Genomic DNA, 15,003 nt, shown 5'->3' on the forward strand with positions numbered 1-15,003 from the left:
GGTTGGTTGCGCAGTTCCCCGCGCCCCTTGAGGGCGTTGGTTGTCGCCGTGGTGGGGTGGGTGCGGGTTGGATGTGGCTGGGTGCGCAGTTCCCCGCGCCCCTTAGGGGCGTTGGCCTGGAGGGTGATGGTCGCCGTTCCCCGCGCCCCTTGGGGGCGTTGGGGGGCTTCAGCTGCGCCTTAGGCGGGAGGCTACTGCGTGGCCTATGAAGAGGTAGACCACGGCGGCCAGGCCGTAGCCGGAGACCACTCGGGCCCAGGCTTCGTCGAAGGTGAAGAGGTCGTGGGACCAGCCGGCCAGCCACCGCGCGGCTTCGTGGATGAACTCCACGAGGTCGTTGCCGCGGTTGGCGTCCAGCAGGTACATCAGGATCCACAGGCCCAGGATGGCGGCCATGATGTCGGCGACCACGGCCACAGCCGTGCCCGCCTGGTGCGTACCCTTGCGGTTTCTGGAGGACATGGACTTCGGTTTGCCGCCGTCGCCCCGCGCAAACCTGCTTCCCGCGCTACGAGTTCAGTTCCGCGAGAACCCGCAGGGTGTGCCGGTCGGGGGAGAGCAGCAGCAGATCCGTCGCCGGAGACCGGCGCCACAGCTCCAGCCGTTCCGCCACCCGCTGCCTCGGGCCCACCAGGGAGATCTCGTCGGCGAAACGGTCGGGGACGGCCCGGATCGCCTCCTCGCGGCGCCCGGCCAGGAAGAGGTCCTGGATCCGCCGCGCCTCCTCCGCGTAGCCCATGCGGGCCATCAGATCGGCGTGGAAGTTACGGGTCGCGTGGCCCATGCCGCCGATGTAGAAGCCCAGCATCGCCTTCACCGGCCCCAGCCCCTCGGCGACGTCGTCGCAGATCCGGGCCTGGGCCATCGGGGCGACGGTGAAGTGCGCAGGCAGGGCGGGGAGTTCGGGCGGGCGGGTGGGGGACCAGTACAGCGGGAGCCAGCCGTCGGCGATACGGCAGGTCTGCGCCACGTTCTTCGGCCCCTCCGCGCCCAGCAGCACCGGCAGATCGGGCCGCAGCGGGTGGGTGATCGGCTTCAGGGGCTTCCCGACCCCGGTCGCGTCCGCACCCCGGTACGGCACCGGGTGGAAGCGGCCGTCCACCTCCACCGGCGCCTCGCGCCGCAGCACCTGCCGTACGACCTCGACGTACTCGCGGGTCGCCGTCAGCGGGGAGCGGGGGAACGGGCGGCCGTACCAGCCCTCCACCACCTGCGGCCCGGACAGGCCGAGGCCCAGCATCATCCGGCCGCCGGAGAGATGGTCGAGGGTGAGGGCGTGCATGGCCGTGGTGGTGGGGGAGCGGGCCGACATCTGCGCGACCGCCGTACCGAGCCGGATCCGGCTGGTGTGGGCCGCGATCCAGGTCAGCGGGGTGAAGGCGTCCGAGCCCCAGGACTCCGCCGTCCACACGGAGCCGTACCCGAGGCGTTCGGCCTCCCGGGCCAGCGCGACCTGGTCCGGGGAGGGCCCCCGGCCCCAGTAGCCGAGCGCCAGTCCCAGCCGCATACCACCGCCCCCTTCCTCCATCTGATGGGTCGTCAGTTCGAGGGGGTGACTGTACGGCAACGGCCCCTCGCCCGGAAGGGAGAGGGGCCGTGGAGCGGCGGGCGGGTCAGCCCCGCTGGATGCCGGTGGTGTCCTGGAGGACGCCGCGACGGCCGTCCTGGGTCTGCGCCACCAGGGCCGGGCCGCGCTGCTCGACGGCCAGGTACCAGGTGCCCGGCGCCAGTTCGGCGATCGGGGCGGGCGAACCGTCCTCCGCGAACAGCGGACGGGCCACCGGGACCGCGAACCAGAACGGGGAGAAGTCGGCGGCTGGGGCCTGCGCGGCGGCCGGCGGCTGACCGCCGTACGACGGCTGCTGCGGCTGACCGCCGAACGAGGACGCCTGCGGCTGCCCGGCACCGGGAGCCCCCGGGGCACCCGCGGCGCCGGGGTAGCCGTAACCGCCCTGCGGCTGACCCCCGTACGGCGGCTGCGGCGCGGCCGGGCGGGGGGCGGGGACGAGGGCGGCCTTGAGCGCCGGCACCAGCGGCGAGGCGACCGCCGCGGCGGCCATGACCAGCGTCGCGATAAGCGCGATGATCAGTCCGGTGCCCGCGGTGGGGGCACCCTCGCCGGAACCGGGGCCGATGTTGTTGAGGCCACCGGGGGCGTCGAAGACATTGCCGAGGGCGCTCCACGCGGCGAACACGGTGAACGCCACGCCGAACTGGTGGAGGTCGAGCCCCACGACCTTGCGCGGCTGCGGCAGACCGTGGCCCACGACGATGAGCGCGGCCCCGATGATGCCGGCCAGCACCACGCTCATGACCACCGGGCCACTGCCCCACAGGCTGGGAAGGTCGACGCTGTCGCTGAGGCCGTCGAACGAGTAGAGGTCGAGGAACGACGCGATGAACAGCAACACCGCTGCTCCGATCACCACGCCGTCGCCTCTAGTGAGGGAGCGGATATTCACTTCAGGTCCTTCGTCAGTCGTCGCGTCATCGGCAGTGCTGGAGGCGTCGCTGCCACCGTGCCGCCGTGCGGCTCCGGTGCGAGCGCGGGGGTGGCCCTCATCGTAGGGACCCTACCCCCGTGGGGAACGGGCTGTCCGCCCGGATCGGGGCGTAGATCACTACCCGCGCAGGAAACTCACGATTCCCTCAGAGATCCCTCTCGCCGCGCGCTGACGCCAGTCTCCGCTGGTGAGCTGAGCCGCGTCCGCGCTGTCACGCATATTGCCGCACTCGATGAACACCTTGGGAACCGTTGACAGATTGAGACCGCCGAGATCGGTACGGGTGACCAGACCGGTGCCGTCGCCGACGTAGTTGGAAGGCGGTGTGCCGGTCTCGCGCACGAAGTTGCCCGCGATGCGCTCGCCCAGGTCGCGCGAGGACCCCACGATGGGGCGGGTGTCGGCGGCGCCGCCCTGCACACTGCCCGGCAGGATGACATGGAAGCCGCGGTTGCCCTCGCCCGAGCCGTCGGCGTGGATCGAGACCACCGCGTCGGCCTTCGCCTTGTTGCCGATCTCGGCCCGCTCGTCGATGCAGGGGCCGAAGGGCCGGTCGGCGTCATGGGTCAGCCGCACCGTCGCGCCCTGTCCCTCCAGCGCGTCCCGCAGCCGGTGGGCGACGTCCAGGGTGAACCGGGCCTCCGTGTAACCGTCGTTGGTGGAGGTGCCCGTGGTGTCGCACTCCTTCCAGTCCGTCCCGATGTCCACCTTGCGGTTGATCTCGGTCGTGTGCTGGAAGTTGCCGGGGTTGTGACCGGGGTCGACCACCACGACCTTGCCCTTGAGCGGGCCGGACGCGGCGGGCGCGGAGGCCGAGGGCTCCGGGTCGGTCCGCGACGGGCCCGGACCGCGGTCCGGGCTCTTCGCGGGGCTCGCCGCCGGGGAGCGGGTGGCGGGCTTCTTGGCGTCGTCCGTGGGGGCGGTGGCCGTACCGCTCACCGCCGCCGACGCGGAGGCGCCCGCGGCGTCCGATCCGCCCTCGTCGCCGCCGCCCACCGCCTCGTACACCAGCCAGCCCAGCAGCGCGCCCGGAACGAGCGCGGCGAGCGCCACGGTCAGCGTCCTGCGGCGGGGCCGGCCGGTGGGGGACGGTTCGAAGCCAGGGCCTGTGTACGACACGCCTGACACCCTAGCCCCCGTCAACCCCGCACACGGGATTCACCGCCCGGCGTGCCGGAACGCCGCTGCCGGGGTCGCGCCCCGGACGCTGGCGGGGGAATGGGGACGCCGTCCGGAGCGTCAGATCCCCGGGCCCGTACGGCGCAGCACCCGCAGCGAGCCCGTCGCCGCGATCTCGGTGAACGCGCCCGACCGCAGCGCCCGCAAATAGATCCGGTAGGGCGCTTGGCCGGTGAACTCGTCCTTCGGGTCCGGGAACACGTCGTGCACGGCGAGCAGCCCGCCCTCGGCGACCCGCGGCGCCCAGCCCTCGTAGTCGGCGTTGGCGTGCTCGTCGGTGTGGCCGCCGTCGATGAAGACCAGGCCGAGCGGGGTGCCCCAGAGCCGGGCGATCCGCGGGGAGCGGCCGACCAGCGCCACCACATGCTCCTCCAGGCCCGCCCGGTGCAGGGTGCGGCGGAAGGTGGGCAGGGTGTCCATCACACCGAGTTCCGGGTCCACGGTCCGCGGGTCGTGGTACTCCCAGCCCGGCTGCTGCTCCTCGCTGCCCCGGTGGTGGTCGACGGTGAGCGCGCTCACCCCGGCGGCGCGGGCGGCGTCGGCGAGCAGCACGGTGGAGCGCCCGCAGTAGGTGCCGACCTCCAGCAGCGGCAGCCCGAGCCGCCCGGCGGCGACCGCCGCCGCGTACAGCGCCAGTCCCTCGTCCACGGGCATGAAGCCCTGCGCCCCCTCGAAGGCGGCCAGCACGTCCGGCGGGGGGACGACGGACGCGGGGTCGTCAGTGACGGCGCCGTCCGTCATGCGGCCCTCGGTCACGGGGTCGTCGGTCGTGGGGCCGTCGGTCACGGGGCCCTCGGTCACGGGGCCCTCGGTCGTGGGGTCGTCGGGCATGGGGTCGTCGGGCATGGGCTCCCTCGTGGTCATGGGAGCCGACGCTACGCGACCACCTGCCGGGCCGGGAGGGAGAGGTCCAGGTCGACGGCGCGCTCGGTGCCGGGATGGGTCGCCGACGAGGCCAGCGGCGCGTGCCCCGGGGCCTGGGCGGCGAGCACATAGGGCCCGGCGGCCGGGACCGGGAGGGCGTACGAGCCGTCCTCGGCGGAGAGGGTGCTGCCCCGCGCGACGGCCGCCGCGGTCGATCAGGGTGACCCGGGCGCGGGCCACCGGCAGCCCAGCGGGGTCCAGCACCCGGCCCCGGAAGCCGCGCAGTACCGCCTCGGCGTGGGCGAGGCCGGTCTCCTCCTCGCTGCTCGCGCGCAGCAGCGGGGTGCGGTCGGGCTTGGGCAGGAACAGGGCCAGGAGCAGTCCGAGGGCGACGGCGCCGGTGGCGATCAGGAAGGAGAGCCGGAAGCCGTGCAGGGTGGGGATCGCCACGCCGTTCACGGTGGTCGCGGTGTTGGCCAGCACCATGCCGATGACGGCGCTGGACACCGACGTACCGACCGAGCGCATCAGGGTGTTGAGGCCGTTGGCGGCGCCGGTCTCCTCCGCGGGGACCGCGCCGATGATCAGCGCGGGCAGTGAGGAGTAGGCGAGGCCGATACCCGCGCCCAGCAGCACCGAGATGACCAGCGCCTGCCAGGCGGCGCTCATCAGGCCGAGCCCGGCGCCGTAGCCGATGCCGATGATCAGCAGGCCGAGGATGAGGGTGGTCCTCGGTCCGTGGCGGGCGGAGAGCCGGGCGTAGACGGGCGCGGTGATCATCATCGTCAGGCCGAGCGGGGCGACCAGCAGTCCGGCGACGACCATGGACTGGCCGAGGCCGTAGCCGGTGGAGGTGGGGAGCTGGAGGAGCTGGGGCAGGACGAGGGAGACCACGAAGAAGGAGACCCCGACCATGATGGAGGCGAGGTTGGTGAAGAGCACGGCGGGCCGGGCCGTGGTCCGCAGGTCGACGAGCGGCGCCGCCCGGCGCAGTTCCATCACCCCCCACAGCACCAGCACCACCGCGGCGGCGGCGAACAGCCCGAGCGTGGTGCCCGAGGTCCAGCCCCAGTCGCTGCCCTTGGTGATCGGCAGCAGGAACAGTACGAGCCCGGCGGAGAGGCCGAACGCGCCCGGCAGGTCGAAGGACCCCTTCGCGCGCACCGAGGACTCCGGTACGGCGATCAGGGTCAGCGCGATGGCGAGCACGCCGAGCCCGGCGGCGCCGTAGAAGAGGGCGTGCCAGTCGCTGTGCTGCGCCACCAGCGCGGCGGCGGGCAGGGCGAGACCGCCGCCGACGCCGATCGAACTGCTCATCAGCGCCATGGCGGAGCCGAGCCGTTCGCGCGGCAGCAGATCGCGCATCAGGCCGATGCCGAGGGGGATGGCGCCCATCGCGAAGCCCTGGAGGGTACGGCCGACGATCATCGGTATCAGTGCGCTGGTGAGCGCGCTGATCAGCGCGCCGACCACCATCACGGCGAGGCTCAGCACCAGCAGTCTGCGTTTGCCGTGGAGATCGCCGAGGCGGCCCATGATCGGGGTGGCGACGGCCCCGGAGAGCAGGGTGGAGGTCAGCACCCAGGTGGCGTCGGCGGGCGAGGTGTCCAGAAGCTGCGGCAGGTCCTTGATGACGGGGACCAGCAGGGTCTGCATCACCGCGACCACGATGCCCGCGAAGGCGAGCACCGGTACCACGGTTCCGGAGGGGCTCCGGGTGGGCCGGTCGTTCGGCGTGAACGTCATGTGCGAGGGGCCTCCACGATCTCCGCGATCCTTACGGTCCATGCGCGTGCAGCTATATACATGTACTCCGAACCCGGTGTGCCGGGGCAACTATTCCGAAGGTTCGGAAGGCTAAGGAATCCTTGACCTTCTCTTGGGCTCATGGGCGCTTGGGCGCCTGGGCTCCTGGTCTCTTGGGGAGCGAACGCGACCGGGCCGTTCCCCGGGAAGGGCGCGTGACCGGCGGCCCGGTGCCCGCGGCGGAGGGTGGGGCGTAGGTCGGGAGGCGGAAGGCGGTCGGGGCGTCATGCCGATGCAAGGGGCGCGGGCCGGTTGAGACCATGACCCTCATGCTCAGGACACCCGGCACCTCCGACACCTCCGACACCTCCGACACCGCCCCGATATCCGGCCGCCCGCGCCGTCCCGCCCCGCCCACCTGGCTGGTGGTGACGCTGACGTGCGCCGGGCAGTTCCTCGTCGTCCTCGACGTGTCCGTGGTCAATGTGGCCCTGCCGTCGATGCGCGCCGACCTCGGGCTGAGCGGCCCGGGACTCCAGTGGGTGGTGAACGCGTACGCCATCGCCTTCGCCGGGTTCATGCTGCTGGGCGGGCGGGTCGCCGACCTCTACGGCCGCAAGCGCATGTTCCTCGTCGGGCTCGCCGTGTTCACCCTGGCCTCGCTGGGCGGCGGCCTCGCCCAGGAGGGCTGGCACCTGCTGGCCGCGCGGGCGGCCCAGGGACTGGGCGCCGCCGTGCTCGCGCCCGCGACCCTGACCATCCTCACCGCCACCGTGCCCGAGGGCCCGGCACGGGCGCGGGCCATCGCCACCTGGGCGGCGGTCGGGGCGGGCGGCGGCGCCGCGGGCGGACTGGTCGGCGGACTGCTGGTGGAGGGCCTGTCCTGGCGCTGGGTGCTGCTGATCAATGTGCCGGTGGGAGCGGTCGCGCTGCTCCTCGCCCTGCGCTGGCTGCCGGAGAGCCGCGCCGGGGAGCGGCGCCGCCTGGACCTGCCCGGGGCGCTGCTGGTCACGGCCGGGCTCGCGGTGCTGGCCTACGGGATCGCCCAGACCGAGGCCGAGGGCTGGACGGCGACGGCGACCCTGGTGCCGCTCGTCGCCGGGCTGGTCCTCCTCGCCCTCTTCGTGGTCGTGGAGGCCCGGACCCGGACCGCGCTGATGCCGCTCGGCCTGTTCCGGGTGCGCTCGGTGTCCTCGGCCAACGTGGGGATGCTGATCTGCGGCTCGGCCACCTTCAGCATGTGGTTCTTCATGACCCTGTACGCCCAGAACGTGCTCGGCTACTCCCCGCTGGAGGCCGGACTCGCCCAGGCCCCCACCTCGCTGGCCGTCATCGTCGGCTCCAAGGTCGCGCCCCGTCTGATGCGCGGCATCGGCGCCCGCCCGGTGGCGGTGCTGGGCGCGCTGGTCGCGGCGGCCGGGTTCGCCTGGCAGTCCACCATGACGGCGGACGGCGGCTACGTCACGGCGATCCTGCTGCCCGGCGTCCTGATGATGCTCGGCGCGGGCCTGGCCACCACCCCGCTGACCTCCCTCGCCACGACGGGCGTCTCGGCCGGGGAGGCCGGGCTGGTCTCCGGCCTCGTCAACACCTCCCGCACGATGGGCGGTTCCCTCGGCCTCGCCGTGATGTCCACCGTCGCCGCGACCCGCACCGCGGACTCCACGGCCGGGGAGGCGGTCGCCCTGACCGAGGGGTACGCGCAGGTGTTCCGGGTGAGTACGGGGGTGCTGCTGGCCGCCGCGGTGGTGATGGCGGTGTGGCTGCCCCGGGAGAAGACCCGCCGCGCCGGCCGGACACCGGCCGACAGCGAACCGCTCGGCTGACACCCCTTCCGGTCGGGCGGGGTCTCAGGGGGTGCCGGAGACCGGGCGATGCGTCGGTGTCCCTTCGTGCGCCTGGTTCTCGTGCGGCGCGCGGAGATCCCTGACGCGGGCGACGGCTTGGTCCCTGTTCGCGACTCCAAGGCCCCGACCGGTCCCGTGCTGAGCCTCCCCGCCGACGCGTTCACCGTGTTCGTGTCGGGGGTCAAGGGCGGATCGTTCGACACCGTCTGATCACTGCTTCGCGCGTGATCGGGGGAGCCCCCGCCGAGGCCCGTTCTCCGGCTCGGCGGGCTCTCCCGCGTCCCGGTTCGGTCAGTCGTCCGAGGGCCCCGTCGGCGTGGCCAGTTCGCCGAGGAGGCGGGCGGTCGGGGCCGGGTCGAGGAGCCACTTGAGGTGACTGCCGGGCAGGGTGCGGACGTCGTACGGGTTGTCCGGGGTGAGGGCGTCGCCCTCGCGGATCAGGCGGTCCTGGAGGGCGGGCGGCATCGAGGTGTCCTCGGCCAGCCGGACGTACGTCCTCGGGATCCGGCCCCAGGTCGCGGCCTGCGCCCGGTCGTCCTCGGTCCCGGCGTCCAGGTTCTCGTCGGGCTGGAAGGTGTTGAGGAACGCGAGGAACTCGTCGTCGGTGGCGTCGGCGAGGAAGGCCGCCTTCAGCGCGGCGAGGGCGTCCGGGTCGGCGATCCGGAAGTTGGTGCGCAGTGCGCCGAGTTCGGCCGGGTTCGCCGCCATCGCCGGGGCCAGCGCGGCGACGTCGACCGAGGCCATCTCCGGCTCGGTGTAGTAGTCGCCGATGTTCAGGTCGACCGGGCACCAGGAAGCCACGTAGACGAGCCGGTCGATCAGGTCCGGGCGGGCGTTGGCGGCGGCCGTGGCGGTGGCGCCGCCCCGGCTGTGCGAGACGAGGATCACCGGGCCGTTGCGCTTGGCCCGCTCCAGGATCCCGATCAGATGGGCGGCGTTGTCCGCGAGGGTCACGCCCTTGATCCCGCTGGGCGCGGTGGCGAGCGCTGCGGGGTCCTGCGGCGCCTGGTAGGCGCGCGGGAAGGTCGCCGCGAAGCCGTGTCCGGGCAGGTCCACGGCGACCGACCGGTGTCCGAGCAGGCCCAGTTCGGCCTGGAGCGGCGCGAAGGCGAAGGAGTTCGAGAAGGCGCCGTGCACCAGAACGAAGGTCGGTCGCATAAGGGGGGGTCTCCCGGGGTCGGTGGATGTCCTGGTGACCTTATGCGGGGGGCGATCACTCGGACCAGCGGAATTACGGGGGAGCGGGTGTGCCCTTCCGAGCGGCCCGTTGTCGACCAGGAGGTTCCGCCGTGGCCAGTAAGTTCACCGAACTCGCGATCGACTGCGCCGATCCCCACCGCCTCGCCCGCTTCTGGTGCGCGGTCCTCGGCTACGAGGTGCAGCACAGGGAGGAGCCGAGCGGCACCGGGGGCGCTGGGGACGCAGGGGGCGCTGGGGGTGCCGAGGAGGGGCCGTTCGTCGGCATCGGCTCCCCGCTGCTGCCCGAGGGCAGGGAGCGGTCCGGCCCGGTGCCGCCGACGCTGACCTTCGCGCGGGTGCCCGAGGGCAAGACCGTCAAGAACCTGCTGTCACGCATCAGCCGGCACTCTGGTCCTGGTCGTACGACTCGGTGCTGTCCGCGTCGGTCGCACCACCAGGGCCGGACCCGTCGCCCGGGGCGGTCGTGGTAGGAGTCAGGCCACTCGTGCTGGTGCCATGGTTGCCCAGTTCGACCGTCCGGCCGTGCTCGTCCACGATGACGGCGATCTGGGTTTCGGGGTCGATCACAGGTGTGTACTGCGGAACCGTTGTGGTGACCGCGTACGGCCCCATTCGCTGCGTGCCCCACGGGGCGGGCGTCTGCGTCATCTGTTCCGTGCCTCCGTTTCCTGGTGGTGCTGAGACTTCACTAGCTCGGGCCGAACGGCCCAGGCTGTCTATCCCGCCCCGGCCACTCGACCTGTCCAGGGTTTCCGCCGCCGGGGCGGGAGTTGGAACCCGTCCCCCTCGCGGCCTGTGCAATCAGCACGGGGGAGCTGTGCGACACCGCGAGGGGAACGGGGGTCAGAGACGGCCAGCGGCCGCGAGGTTGGGGATCGCCGTTGCCAGTGCGGCGACCGTGAAGACGAACGCGGCCCATCCGAACCGCCGGACCCGCCTCACGGGCTGTCCCGTCGGGGGATGCAGTTCGGGCAGTCCTCGGGGTGGAACGGCGACGGGGGGTGCGTCGGGCCCGGGAGGTGGACCACGCGCGATGCCACGTTCAGAGCCCCGCCGTACTGGTCCCACCACCCGGGCGGGGAGTCCGTGTACGGCCCGTCCCTCTCATCTATGAGACTCACGAGCTGCGGGGCCGGTAGAGGCCGTACGGGACGCTGCTGACGCCGTGCCGGAGTGGCGGTCATCGGTGCGCGTCCGCGAGATGCCGGCTGAGCCTCACGTTGCAGTCGCTCACGCGGCTGCCGTCGCCGTTGGCTTTGGCGTGGTCACGGTCCATGGCGACCTTGTCGCAGTGCGCGCAGCCGGCGAGAGCGCGGGAGTTGGCGCCAGTGACGACACGACGGCCGAACGCCGGACTTGAGCGGCTGTACCGCGAAAGCGGTTGGACCCTGCGGCAGTTCGCTCAAGAGGTGAACCGCATCGGGACCGAACGCGGAACCCCCATGAAGTACCAACAGCCTTCAGTTCACCAGTGGTTGAGCGGCCACCTACCGAAAGAATCTGTCCGACCGCTGATTCTCGAAGCACTCGCCCGGAGACTGCTCCGGCCCATCACGCACGCCGAGGCGGGATTTCCAGCACCCTCGGAAGAGTCGGACAGCCACCCGACTACCGTGGAAGGGCTGATCGATCTCGGGAGGCAAGACATGGACCCGTCACGCCGAAGCGTCCTAGGCGCAGGGCTGTTCTCCGTCGCGCTCACCGTTCCCGGCTGGCCGGACGTCGTGGGCCGCATGGAAGCCGCGCAGAAAGGTACCCGGACTCGCCTCGGCATGTCCGACGTGCAAACGGTCTCGGCCATGACAGAACAGCTTTCTTCAATGGACGACCAGTTTGGGGGCCGGACAGCCCGCCCCCTTGCCGCAACTTTCCTGGTGAACACGGTTGCGCCGTTCCTGCGGACTGACGGTCCCGAGGACGTACGCAAAGCGATGATGTCTGCGGCCTCCGATCTCTGCTACCTCACCGGATACATGGCCGTTGACGAGGGGTTGCACGGTCTCGCGCAGCGCTACTACCTGAAAGCGCTAGAGCTTGCAGGAGCCTCGGAAGATCACCTGACGTACTGCACCACGCTCCGGGGTATGAGCGTGCAAGCGGTGGACCTGAATCAAGGGCCGATGGCTATGCGGCTCGCGGATGCTGCGGCGGCTTCCTCCCCGCAGGCCGGTCCGCGGATGCGTGCCTTCCTCGCTGGCCAGCAGGCACATGCAGCCGCGCAGATCAGAGACCGCCGGTCCGCGCTCATGTACTTGCAGGAAGCTGAAGTTGCCATGGAGAAGGCGGAGTCGCGCGGGAAGGTGTTCGGCTCGTATGACCCCGCGTCGCTCAATTACCACACCAGTCAAGTGCGGTTTGAAATGGGCGACGTGAACGGCGCTGTTGCCGCTATGCAGGAATCGGACCGACTTCGGTACGACATCTATCGGCGTACGCGCGTCAAGGAACGGGCGATTCTTGCCGAGCGGCAACTAGCCGTGGGCCACCTTGAAGCCGCGTGCCGGACATGGGGGCTCGCACTGGATGATTACCCTCTGGTCAACTCGGGGCGCATTGACAAGCGGATGACGGATATGTTCAACCTAATTCGCCCCCATATCAGAAACCATGACGCCCAAGCCCTGTACCAGCGCGCACGCGAGACCGTTCGACCTGAGCTGGTTCCGGCATAGCAAAAGCCCGCCGTACCCCCTGCGAAGGAAGTACGGCGGGGCGCTGTCAACGGGCCTGAATCTGGGGCGTGGGCTTCCGCCTGGGGATTGCCGAGCCAAGCCACCTCCACCGAAACGGCCTACTGATGTTGAACTCGTGATGTCGCTGGGTCGCTCAGGTGGTTCTGATGGTCAGGCCGGTCTCGGCGAGGCAGCCGTCTATGAGGTGGCTGCGGTATTGGATGTGGCGTAGGCCGTGTCGAATGCACTGGATGAGGTGTTCGGGGGTGGAGAAGGCGACGTTGGAGAGCCAGCCGCGTCGCAGGAGGGACCAGATCCCTTCGACAGGGGTGAGGTCGGGTGCGTAGGGCGGCAGGTAGTAGATCGTCAGCCAGTCCCGGGAGGCGGCGAACTCCCGCAGGCCACCGCGAACTGGCCTCAGTCCTGCCGCTTGTGAGGTCCTACCATCAATTGCAGGCCGAATCGCTCTCCAGAGCGGAGTCTGTCGCCATGATCAATCAGGCACGAAAGGGCACCCAGTGACCACCGACTCTTATGCAGTCTTTTGGGTCAAATCCACCTACAGTAATAACGGCGGGTCTTGCGTCGAATGGGCCCCCGCTGACGTGTCCGTGACGGGCATGGTCCCTGTTCGCGACTCCAAGGCCCCGACCGGTCCCATGCTGAGCCTCCCCGCCGACGCGTTCGCCGCGTTCGTGTCGGGGGTCAAGGGCGGATCGTTCGACACCGTCTGACCGCCTGGTTCAGCGCGTGATCAAGGGGAGCCCCGCCGAGTCCCATTCTCCGGCTCGGCGGGGCTCCCCTTCATTTATCAGCCCGAGAGCGCAACGCTCATCAGGGCTCGCTCCCACGCGTCCGGAGGCCCCTCGGCGAAGCCGTGAGGGGGCCGGGGGGAGACTAGGGTGTGCCCCTCCGAGCGGCCCGTTGTCGACCAGGAGGTTCCGCCATGGCCAGTAAGTTCACCGAACTCGCGATCGACTGCGCCGATCCCCACCGCCTCGCCCGCTTCTGGTGCGCGGTCCTCGGCTACGAGGTGCAGCACACGGAGGAGCCGAGCGGCACCGGGGGCGCAGGGGGCGCCGGGGGCGCCGAGGAGGGGCCGTTCGTCAGCATCGGCTCCCCGCTGCTGCCCGAGGGCAGGGAGCGGCCCGGCCCGGTGCCGCCGACGCTGACCTTCGCGCGGGTGCCCGAGGGCAAGACGGTCAAGAACCGGCTCCACATCGACGTGAACCCGACCGACCGGGACCAGGCCGAGGAGGTCCGCCGGCTGCTCGACCTGGGCGCCCGGCACGCCGATGTGGGCCAGGGCGACGACGTCAGCTGGGTCACCCTCACCGATCCCGAGGGCAACGAGTTCTGCGTCCTGGCGACCCGCTGCCCCTGAGCGGCGGCCCGGCCCGGCACGAGCCCCCGGCTCAGTCCTGCCGGTCCTCGGGCAGGGCCGCCGCCGCGAGGGCGGGATCGATCACCGTCTCACCGGTCAGGACCCGGCGGATCGCGTCGGCCAGTTCCTCCACGGGGCCGTCCTTCACCAGGAAGCCCGCCACGCCCGCCGCCAGGGCCCGGCGCAGATCCCCGGGCCCGCCGAAGGTGGCCAGGATCAGCACCCGGCACTCCGGCACCTGCGCGCGCAGTTCGGCGGCGGCGTCCAGACCGCTGCCGTCGAGCTGGGCGAGGTCGAGGAGCACCACGTCGGGCCGGTGCAGCTCGGCCGCGTCCACGATCCGGTCCCCGGCCGCCACCTGGGCCACGACCTGGAGGTCCGGCTCCATCCCGAGCAGCAGGGCCAGCGCCCCGCGCGGCATCGCCTGATCCTCGGCGAGCAGGACCCGTACGGACTTCGCGGGCCGGTGATCACGCGGCATCTCGTTCACGGCCCCAGCGTAGGGCCGCCACCGGATCGCGGCGCATCTGACATACCGTCAGGAGTCTTCCCAACTCCGGTGCGCTCGGCTATACAGAGGGTCGCCGCACTGGAACGCGTTCTAGCGGAGCGGTTCCGCGGCCCGTGACGACCTCGGTGCGGCCGACGGTGCGGACGGCCGTGCCGAGGTCTCGAACCGCCCTTCCCGCAGCCGACCGCCTCAGGAGCCCCATGCCCATCGACGCAGCCAAGGCGCTCGCCGCCGAACCCCGGACCGGTGAGATCGGCTGGGCCCACAAGGACGTCCTCCTCTACCACCTCGGCATCGGCGCGGGCGTCCCCGCCACCGACCCCGCCGAACTGCGTTACACCCTGGAGTCCCGGCTGCACGTCCTGCCGAGCTTCGCCACCGTCGCCGGCTCCGGCGCCCCGGGGGTGATCAGCGGGCTCTCCCTGCCCGGCGTCGAGGTCGAACTCTCCCGTGTCCTGCACGGCGGGCAGCGCCTCACACTGCACCGTCCGATCCCGGTGCAGGGCACGGCCACCACCACCAACCGCCTCGCCGCCGTGTACGACAAGGGCAAGGCCGCCGTCCTCGTCCTGCGCACCGAGGCCGCCGACGCCGACGGCCCGCTGTGGACCAACGACGCCCAGATCTTCGTACGCGGTGAAGGCGGTTTCGGCGGCGAGCGCGGCCCCTCCACCCGGCTCGAACCACCCACCGGCGAGCCCGAGCGGACCGTCGAGCGGCCGACCCGCGAGGACCAGGCGCTGCTCTACCGTCTCTCCGGCGACTGGAACCCGCTGCACGCCGACCCCGACTTCGCGAAGGTCGCCGGGTTCGAACGGCCCATCCTGCACGGGCTGTGCACCTACGGCATCACCCTCAAGGCCGTGGTCGACACCCTGCTCGACGGCGACCCCACCCGCGTCCGCTCCTACGACACCCGGTTCGCCGGTGTCGTCCATCCCGGCGAGACCCTGCGCATCCGGATGTGGCGAGAAGGGCCGGGCACGGGGGCTGCCGGGAGCGGCGGCACCGTGCGGGTCGCGGTGAGCGCCGTCGAACGGGACGACGCGCCCGTCCTCGCCGACACCCTCGTCCAGCACACCTGAACCAGCCACCC

General features: G+C 71.7%; 14 protein-coding genes and 3 pseudogenes. 7 read left to right on the top strand and 10 right to left on the bottom strand.

What is annotated here, in order from left to right; genetic code table 11:
* Positions 1-168: 168 nt before the first annotated feature.
* The 6 genes and pseudogenes from ACIQNG_RS32195 to ACIQNG_RS32220 form a co-directional block, all read right to left on the bottom strand.
* Positions 169-462: a hypothetical protein gene (locus tag ACIQNG_RS32195; RefSeq protein WP_401426541.1), complete on the bottom strand. Its 294-nt coding sequence runs from the start codon at positions 460-462 to the stop codon at positions 169-171.
* A 46-nt stretch (positions 463-508) separates the two neighbouring features.
* The gene (locus tag ACIQNG_RS32200) at positions 509-1,507 is read right to left on the bottom strand and encodes an LLM class F420-dependent oxidoreductase (protein ID WP_401489904.1); all 999 of its coding nucleotides are present in this window, start codon (positions 1,505-1,507) and stop codon (positions 509-511) included.
* 106 nt (positions 1,508-1,613) lie between these two features.
* Positions 1,614-2,462, bottom strand: a complete 849-nt coding sequence (locus ACIQNG_RS32205) for a hypothetical protein (protein ID WP_401489906.1) — start codon at positions 2,460-2,462, stop codon at positions 1,614-1,616.
* A 159-nt stretch (positions 2,463-2,621) separates the two neighbouring features.
* On the bottom strand, positions 2,622-3,623 hold the full coding sequence (locus ACIQNG_RS32210; RefSeq protein WP_401489908.1) for an N-acetylmuramoyl-L-alanine amidase: 1,002 nt from the start codon (positions 3,621-3,623) through the stop codon (positions 2,622-2,624).
* A gap of 120 nt (positions 3,624-3,743) precedes the next feature.
* A complete protein-coding gene (locus ACIQNG_RS32215) occupies positions 3,744-4,547 on the bottom strand; it encodes a class I SAM-dependent methyltransferase (protein WP_401489910.1) in 804 nt (267 codons plus the stop codon).
* A gap of 11 nt (positions 4,548-4,558) precedes the next feature.
* A pseudogene (locus ACIQNG_RS32220) lies at positions 4,559-6,293 on the bottom strand (MFS transporter).
* Between the two features lie 329 nt (positions 6,294-6,622).
* Between ACIQNG_RS32220 and ACIQNG_RS32225 the strand changes: the two are divergent.
* Together ACIQNG_RS32225 and ACIQNG_RS32230 are read left to right on the top strand one after the other, a co-directional pair.
* Positions 6,623-8,119 (top strand): MFS transporter, encoded by a 1,497-nt coding sequence (locus ACIQNG_RS32225; RefSeq protein WP_401489912.1) that lies wholly within the window; start codon positions 6,623-6,625, stop codon positions 8,117-8,119.
* A gap of 66 nt (positions 8,120-8,185) precedes the next feature.
* Entirely contained in the window at positions 8,186-8,350 is a 165-nt protein-coding gene (locus ACIQNG_RS32230) for a DUF397 domain-containing protein (protein ID WP_401489914.1), read from the top strand.
* An 81-nt stretch (positions 8,351-8,431) separates the two neighbouring features.
* Here the strand turns inward: ACIQNG_RS32230 and ACIQNG_RS32235 are convergent, their stop codons facing one another.
* Positions 8,432-9,298: an alpha/beta hydrolase gene (locus ACIQNG_RS32235; protein ID WP_401426556.1), complete on the bottom strand. Its 867-nt coding sequence runs from the start codon at positions 9,296-9,298 to the stop codon at positions 8,432-8,434.
* A gap of 131 nt (positions 9,299-9,429) precedes the next feature.
* Between ACIQNG_RS32235 and ACIQNG_RS32240 the strand changes: the two genes are divergently transcribed.
* Entirely contained in the window at positions 9,430-9,810 is a 381-nt protein-coding gene (locus tag ACIQNG_RS32240; protein WP_401489918.1) for a VOC family protein, read from the top strand.
* Here the strand turns inward: ACIQNG_RS32240 and tgmA are convergent.
* Complete coding sequence (gene tgmA / locus ACIQNG_RS32245; RefSeq protein ID WP_401426574.1) at positions 9,716-9,988, bottom strand: putative ATP-grasp-modified RiPP; 273 nt, start codon at positions 9,986-9,988, stop codon at positions 9,716-9,718. The two genes, ACIQNG_RS32240 and tgmA, sit on opposite strands and share 95 nt — an antisense overlap.
* Positions 9,989-10,668: 680 nt before the next feature.
* On the opposite strand from tgmA, the gene ACIQNG_RS32250 reads away from it, so the two are divergent.
* Entirely contained in the window at positions 10,669-12,012 is a 1,344-nt protein-coding gene (locus ACIQNG_RS32250) for a tetratricopeptide repeat protein (protein ID WP_401489920.1), read from the top strand.
* 154 nt (positions 12,013-12,166) lie between these two features.
* Here the strand turns inward: ACIQNG_RS32250 and ACIQNG_RS32255 are convergent.
* Positions 12,167-12,412: pseudogene (locus tag ACIQNG_RS32255) on the bottom strand (transposase); the annotation flags it as partial.
* A 118-nt stretch (positions 12,413-12,530) separates the two neighbouring features.
* Between ACIQNG_RS32255 and ACIQNG_RS32260 the strand changes: the two are divergent.
* A complete protein-coding gene (locus ACIQNG_RS32260; RefSeq protein WP_401426565.1) occupies positions 12,531-12,746 on the top strand; it encodes a DUF397 domain-containing protein in 216 nt (71 codons plus the stop codon).
* A gap of 212 nt (positions 12,747-12,958) precedes the next feature.
* Positions 12,959-13,396, top strand: a complete 438-nt coding sequence (locus ACIQNG_RS32265) for a VOC family protein (protein ID WP_401489923.1) — start codon at positions 12,959-12,961, stop codon at positions 13,394-13,396.
* A 52-nt stretch (positions 13,397-13,448) separates the two neighbouring features.
* Here ACIQNG_RS32265 and ACIQNG_RS32270 read toward each other — a convergent pair.
* Positions 13,449-13,877, bottom strand: a pseudogene (locus ACIQNG_RS32270) (response regulator); the annotation flags it as partial.
* A gap of 230 nt (positions 13,878-14,107) precedes the next feature.
* Here ACIQNG_RS32270 and ACIQNG_RS32275 point away from each other — a divergent pair.
* Entirely contained in the window at positions 14,108-14,992 is an 885-nt protein-coding gene (locus ACIQNG_RS32275; protein ID WP_401489926.1) for a MaoC/PaaZ C-terminal domain-containing protein, read from the top strand.
* Positions 14,993-15,003: the final 11 nt, after the last annotated feature.

The sequence above is a fragment of the Streptomyces sp. NPDC091377 genome (assembly GCF_044757045.1).
Lineage (GTDB): Bacteria > Actinomycetota > Actinomycetes > Streptomycetales > Streptomycetaceae > Streptomyces.

Bases quoted from the DNA above. Each gene is read 5' to 3' on its own strand.
- ACIQNG_RS32235 (WP_401426556.1), bottom strand. From the start codon at position 9,298: ATGCGACCGACCTTCGTTCTGGTGCACGGCGCCTTCTCGAACTCCTTC.
- ACIQNG_RS32265 (WP_401489923.1), top strand. From the start codon at position 12,959: ATGGCCAGTAAGTTCACCGAACTCGCGATCGACTGCGCCGATCCCCAC.
- tgmA (WP_401426574.1), bottom strand. From the start codon at position 9,988: ATGACGCAGACGCCCGCCCCGTGGGGCACGCAGCGAATGGGGCCGTAC.
- ACIQNG_RS32275 (WP_401489926.1), top strand. From the start codon at position 14,108: ATGCCCATCGACGCAGCCAAGGCGCTCGCCGCCGAACCCCGGACCGGT.
- ACIQNG_RS32195 (WP_401426541.1), bottom strand. From the start codon at position 462: ATGTCCTCCAGAAACCGCAAGGGTACGCACCAGGCGGGCACGGCTGTG.
- ACIQNG_RS32200 (WP_401489904.1), bottom strand. From the start codon at position 1,507: ATGCGGCTGGGACTGGCGCTCGGCTACTGGGGCCGGGGGCCCTCCCCG.
- ACIQNG_RS32225 (WP_401489912.1), top strand. From the start codon at position 6,623: ATGCTCAGGACACCCGGCACCTCCGACACCTCCGACACCTCCGACACC.
- ACIQNG_RS32215 (WP_401489910.1), bottom strand. From the start codon at position 4,547: ATGACCACGAGGGAGCCCATGCCCGACGACCCCATGCCCGACGACCCC.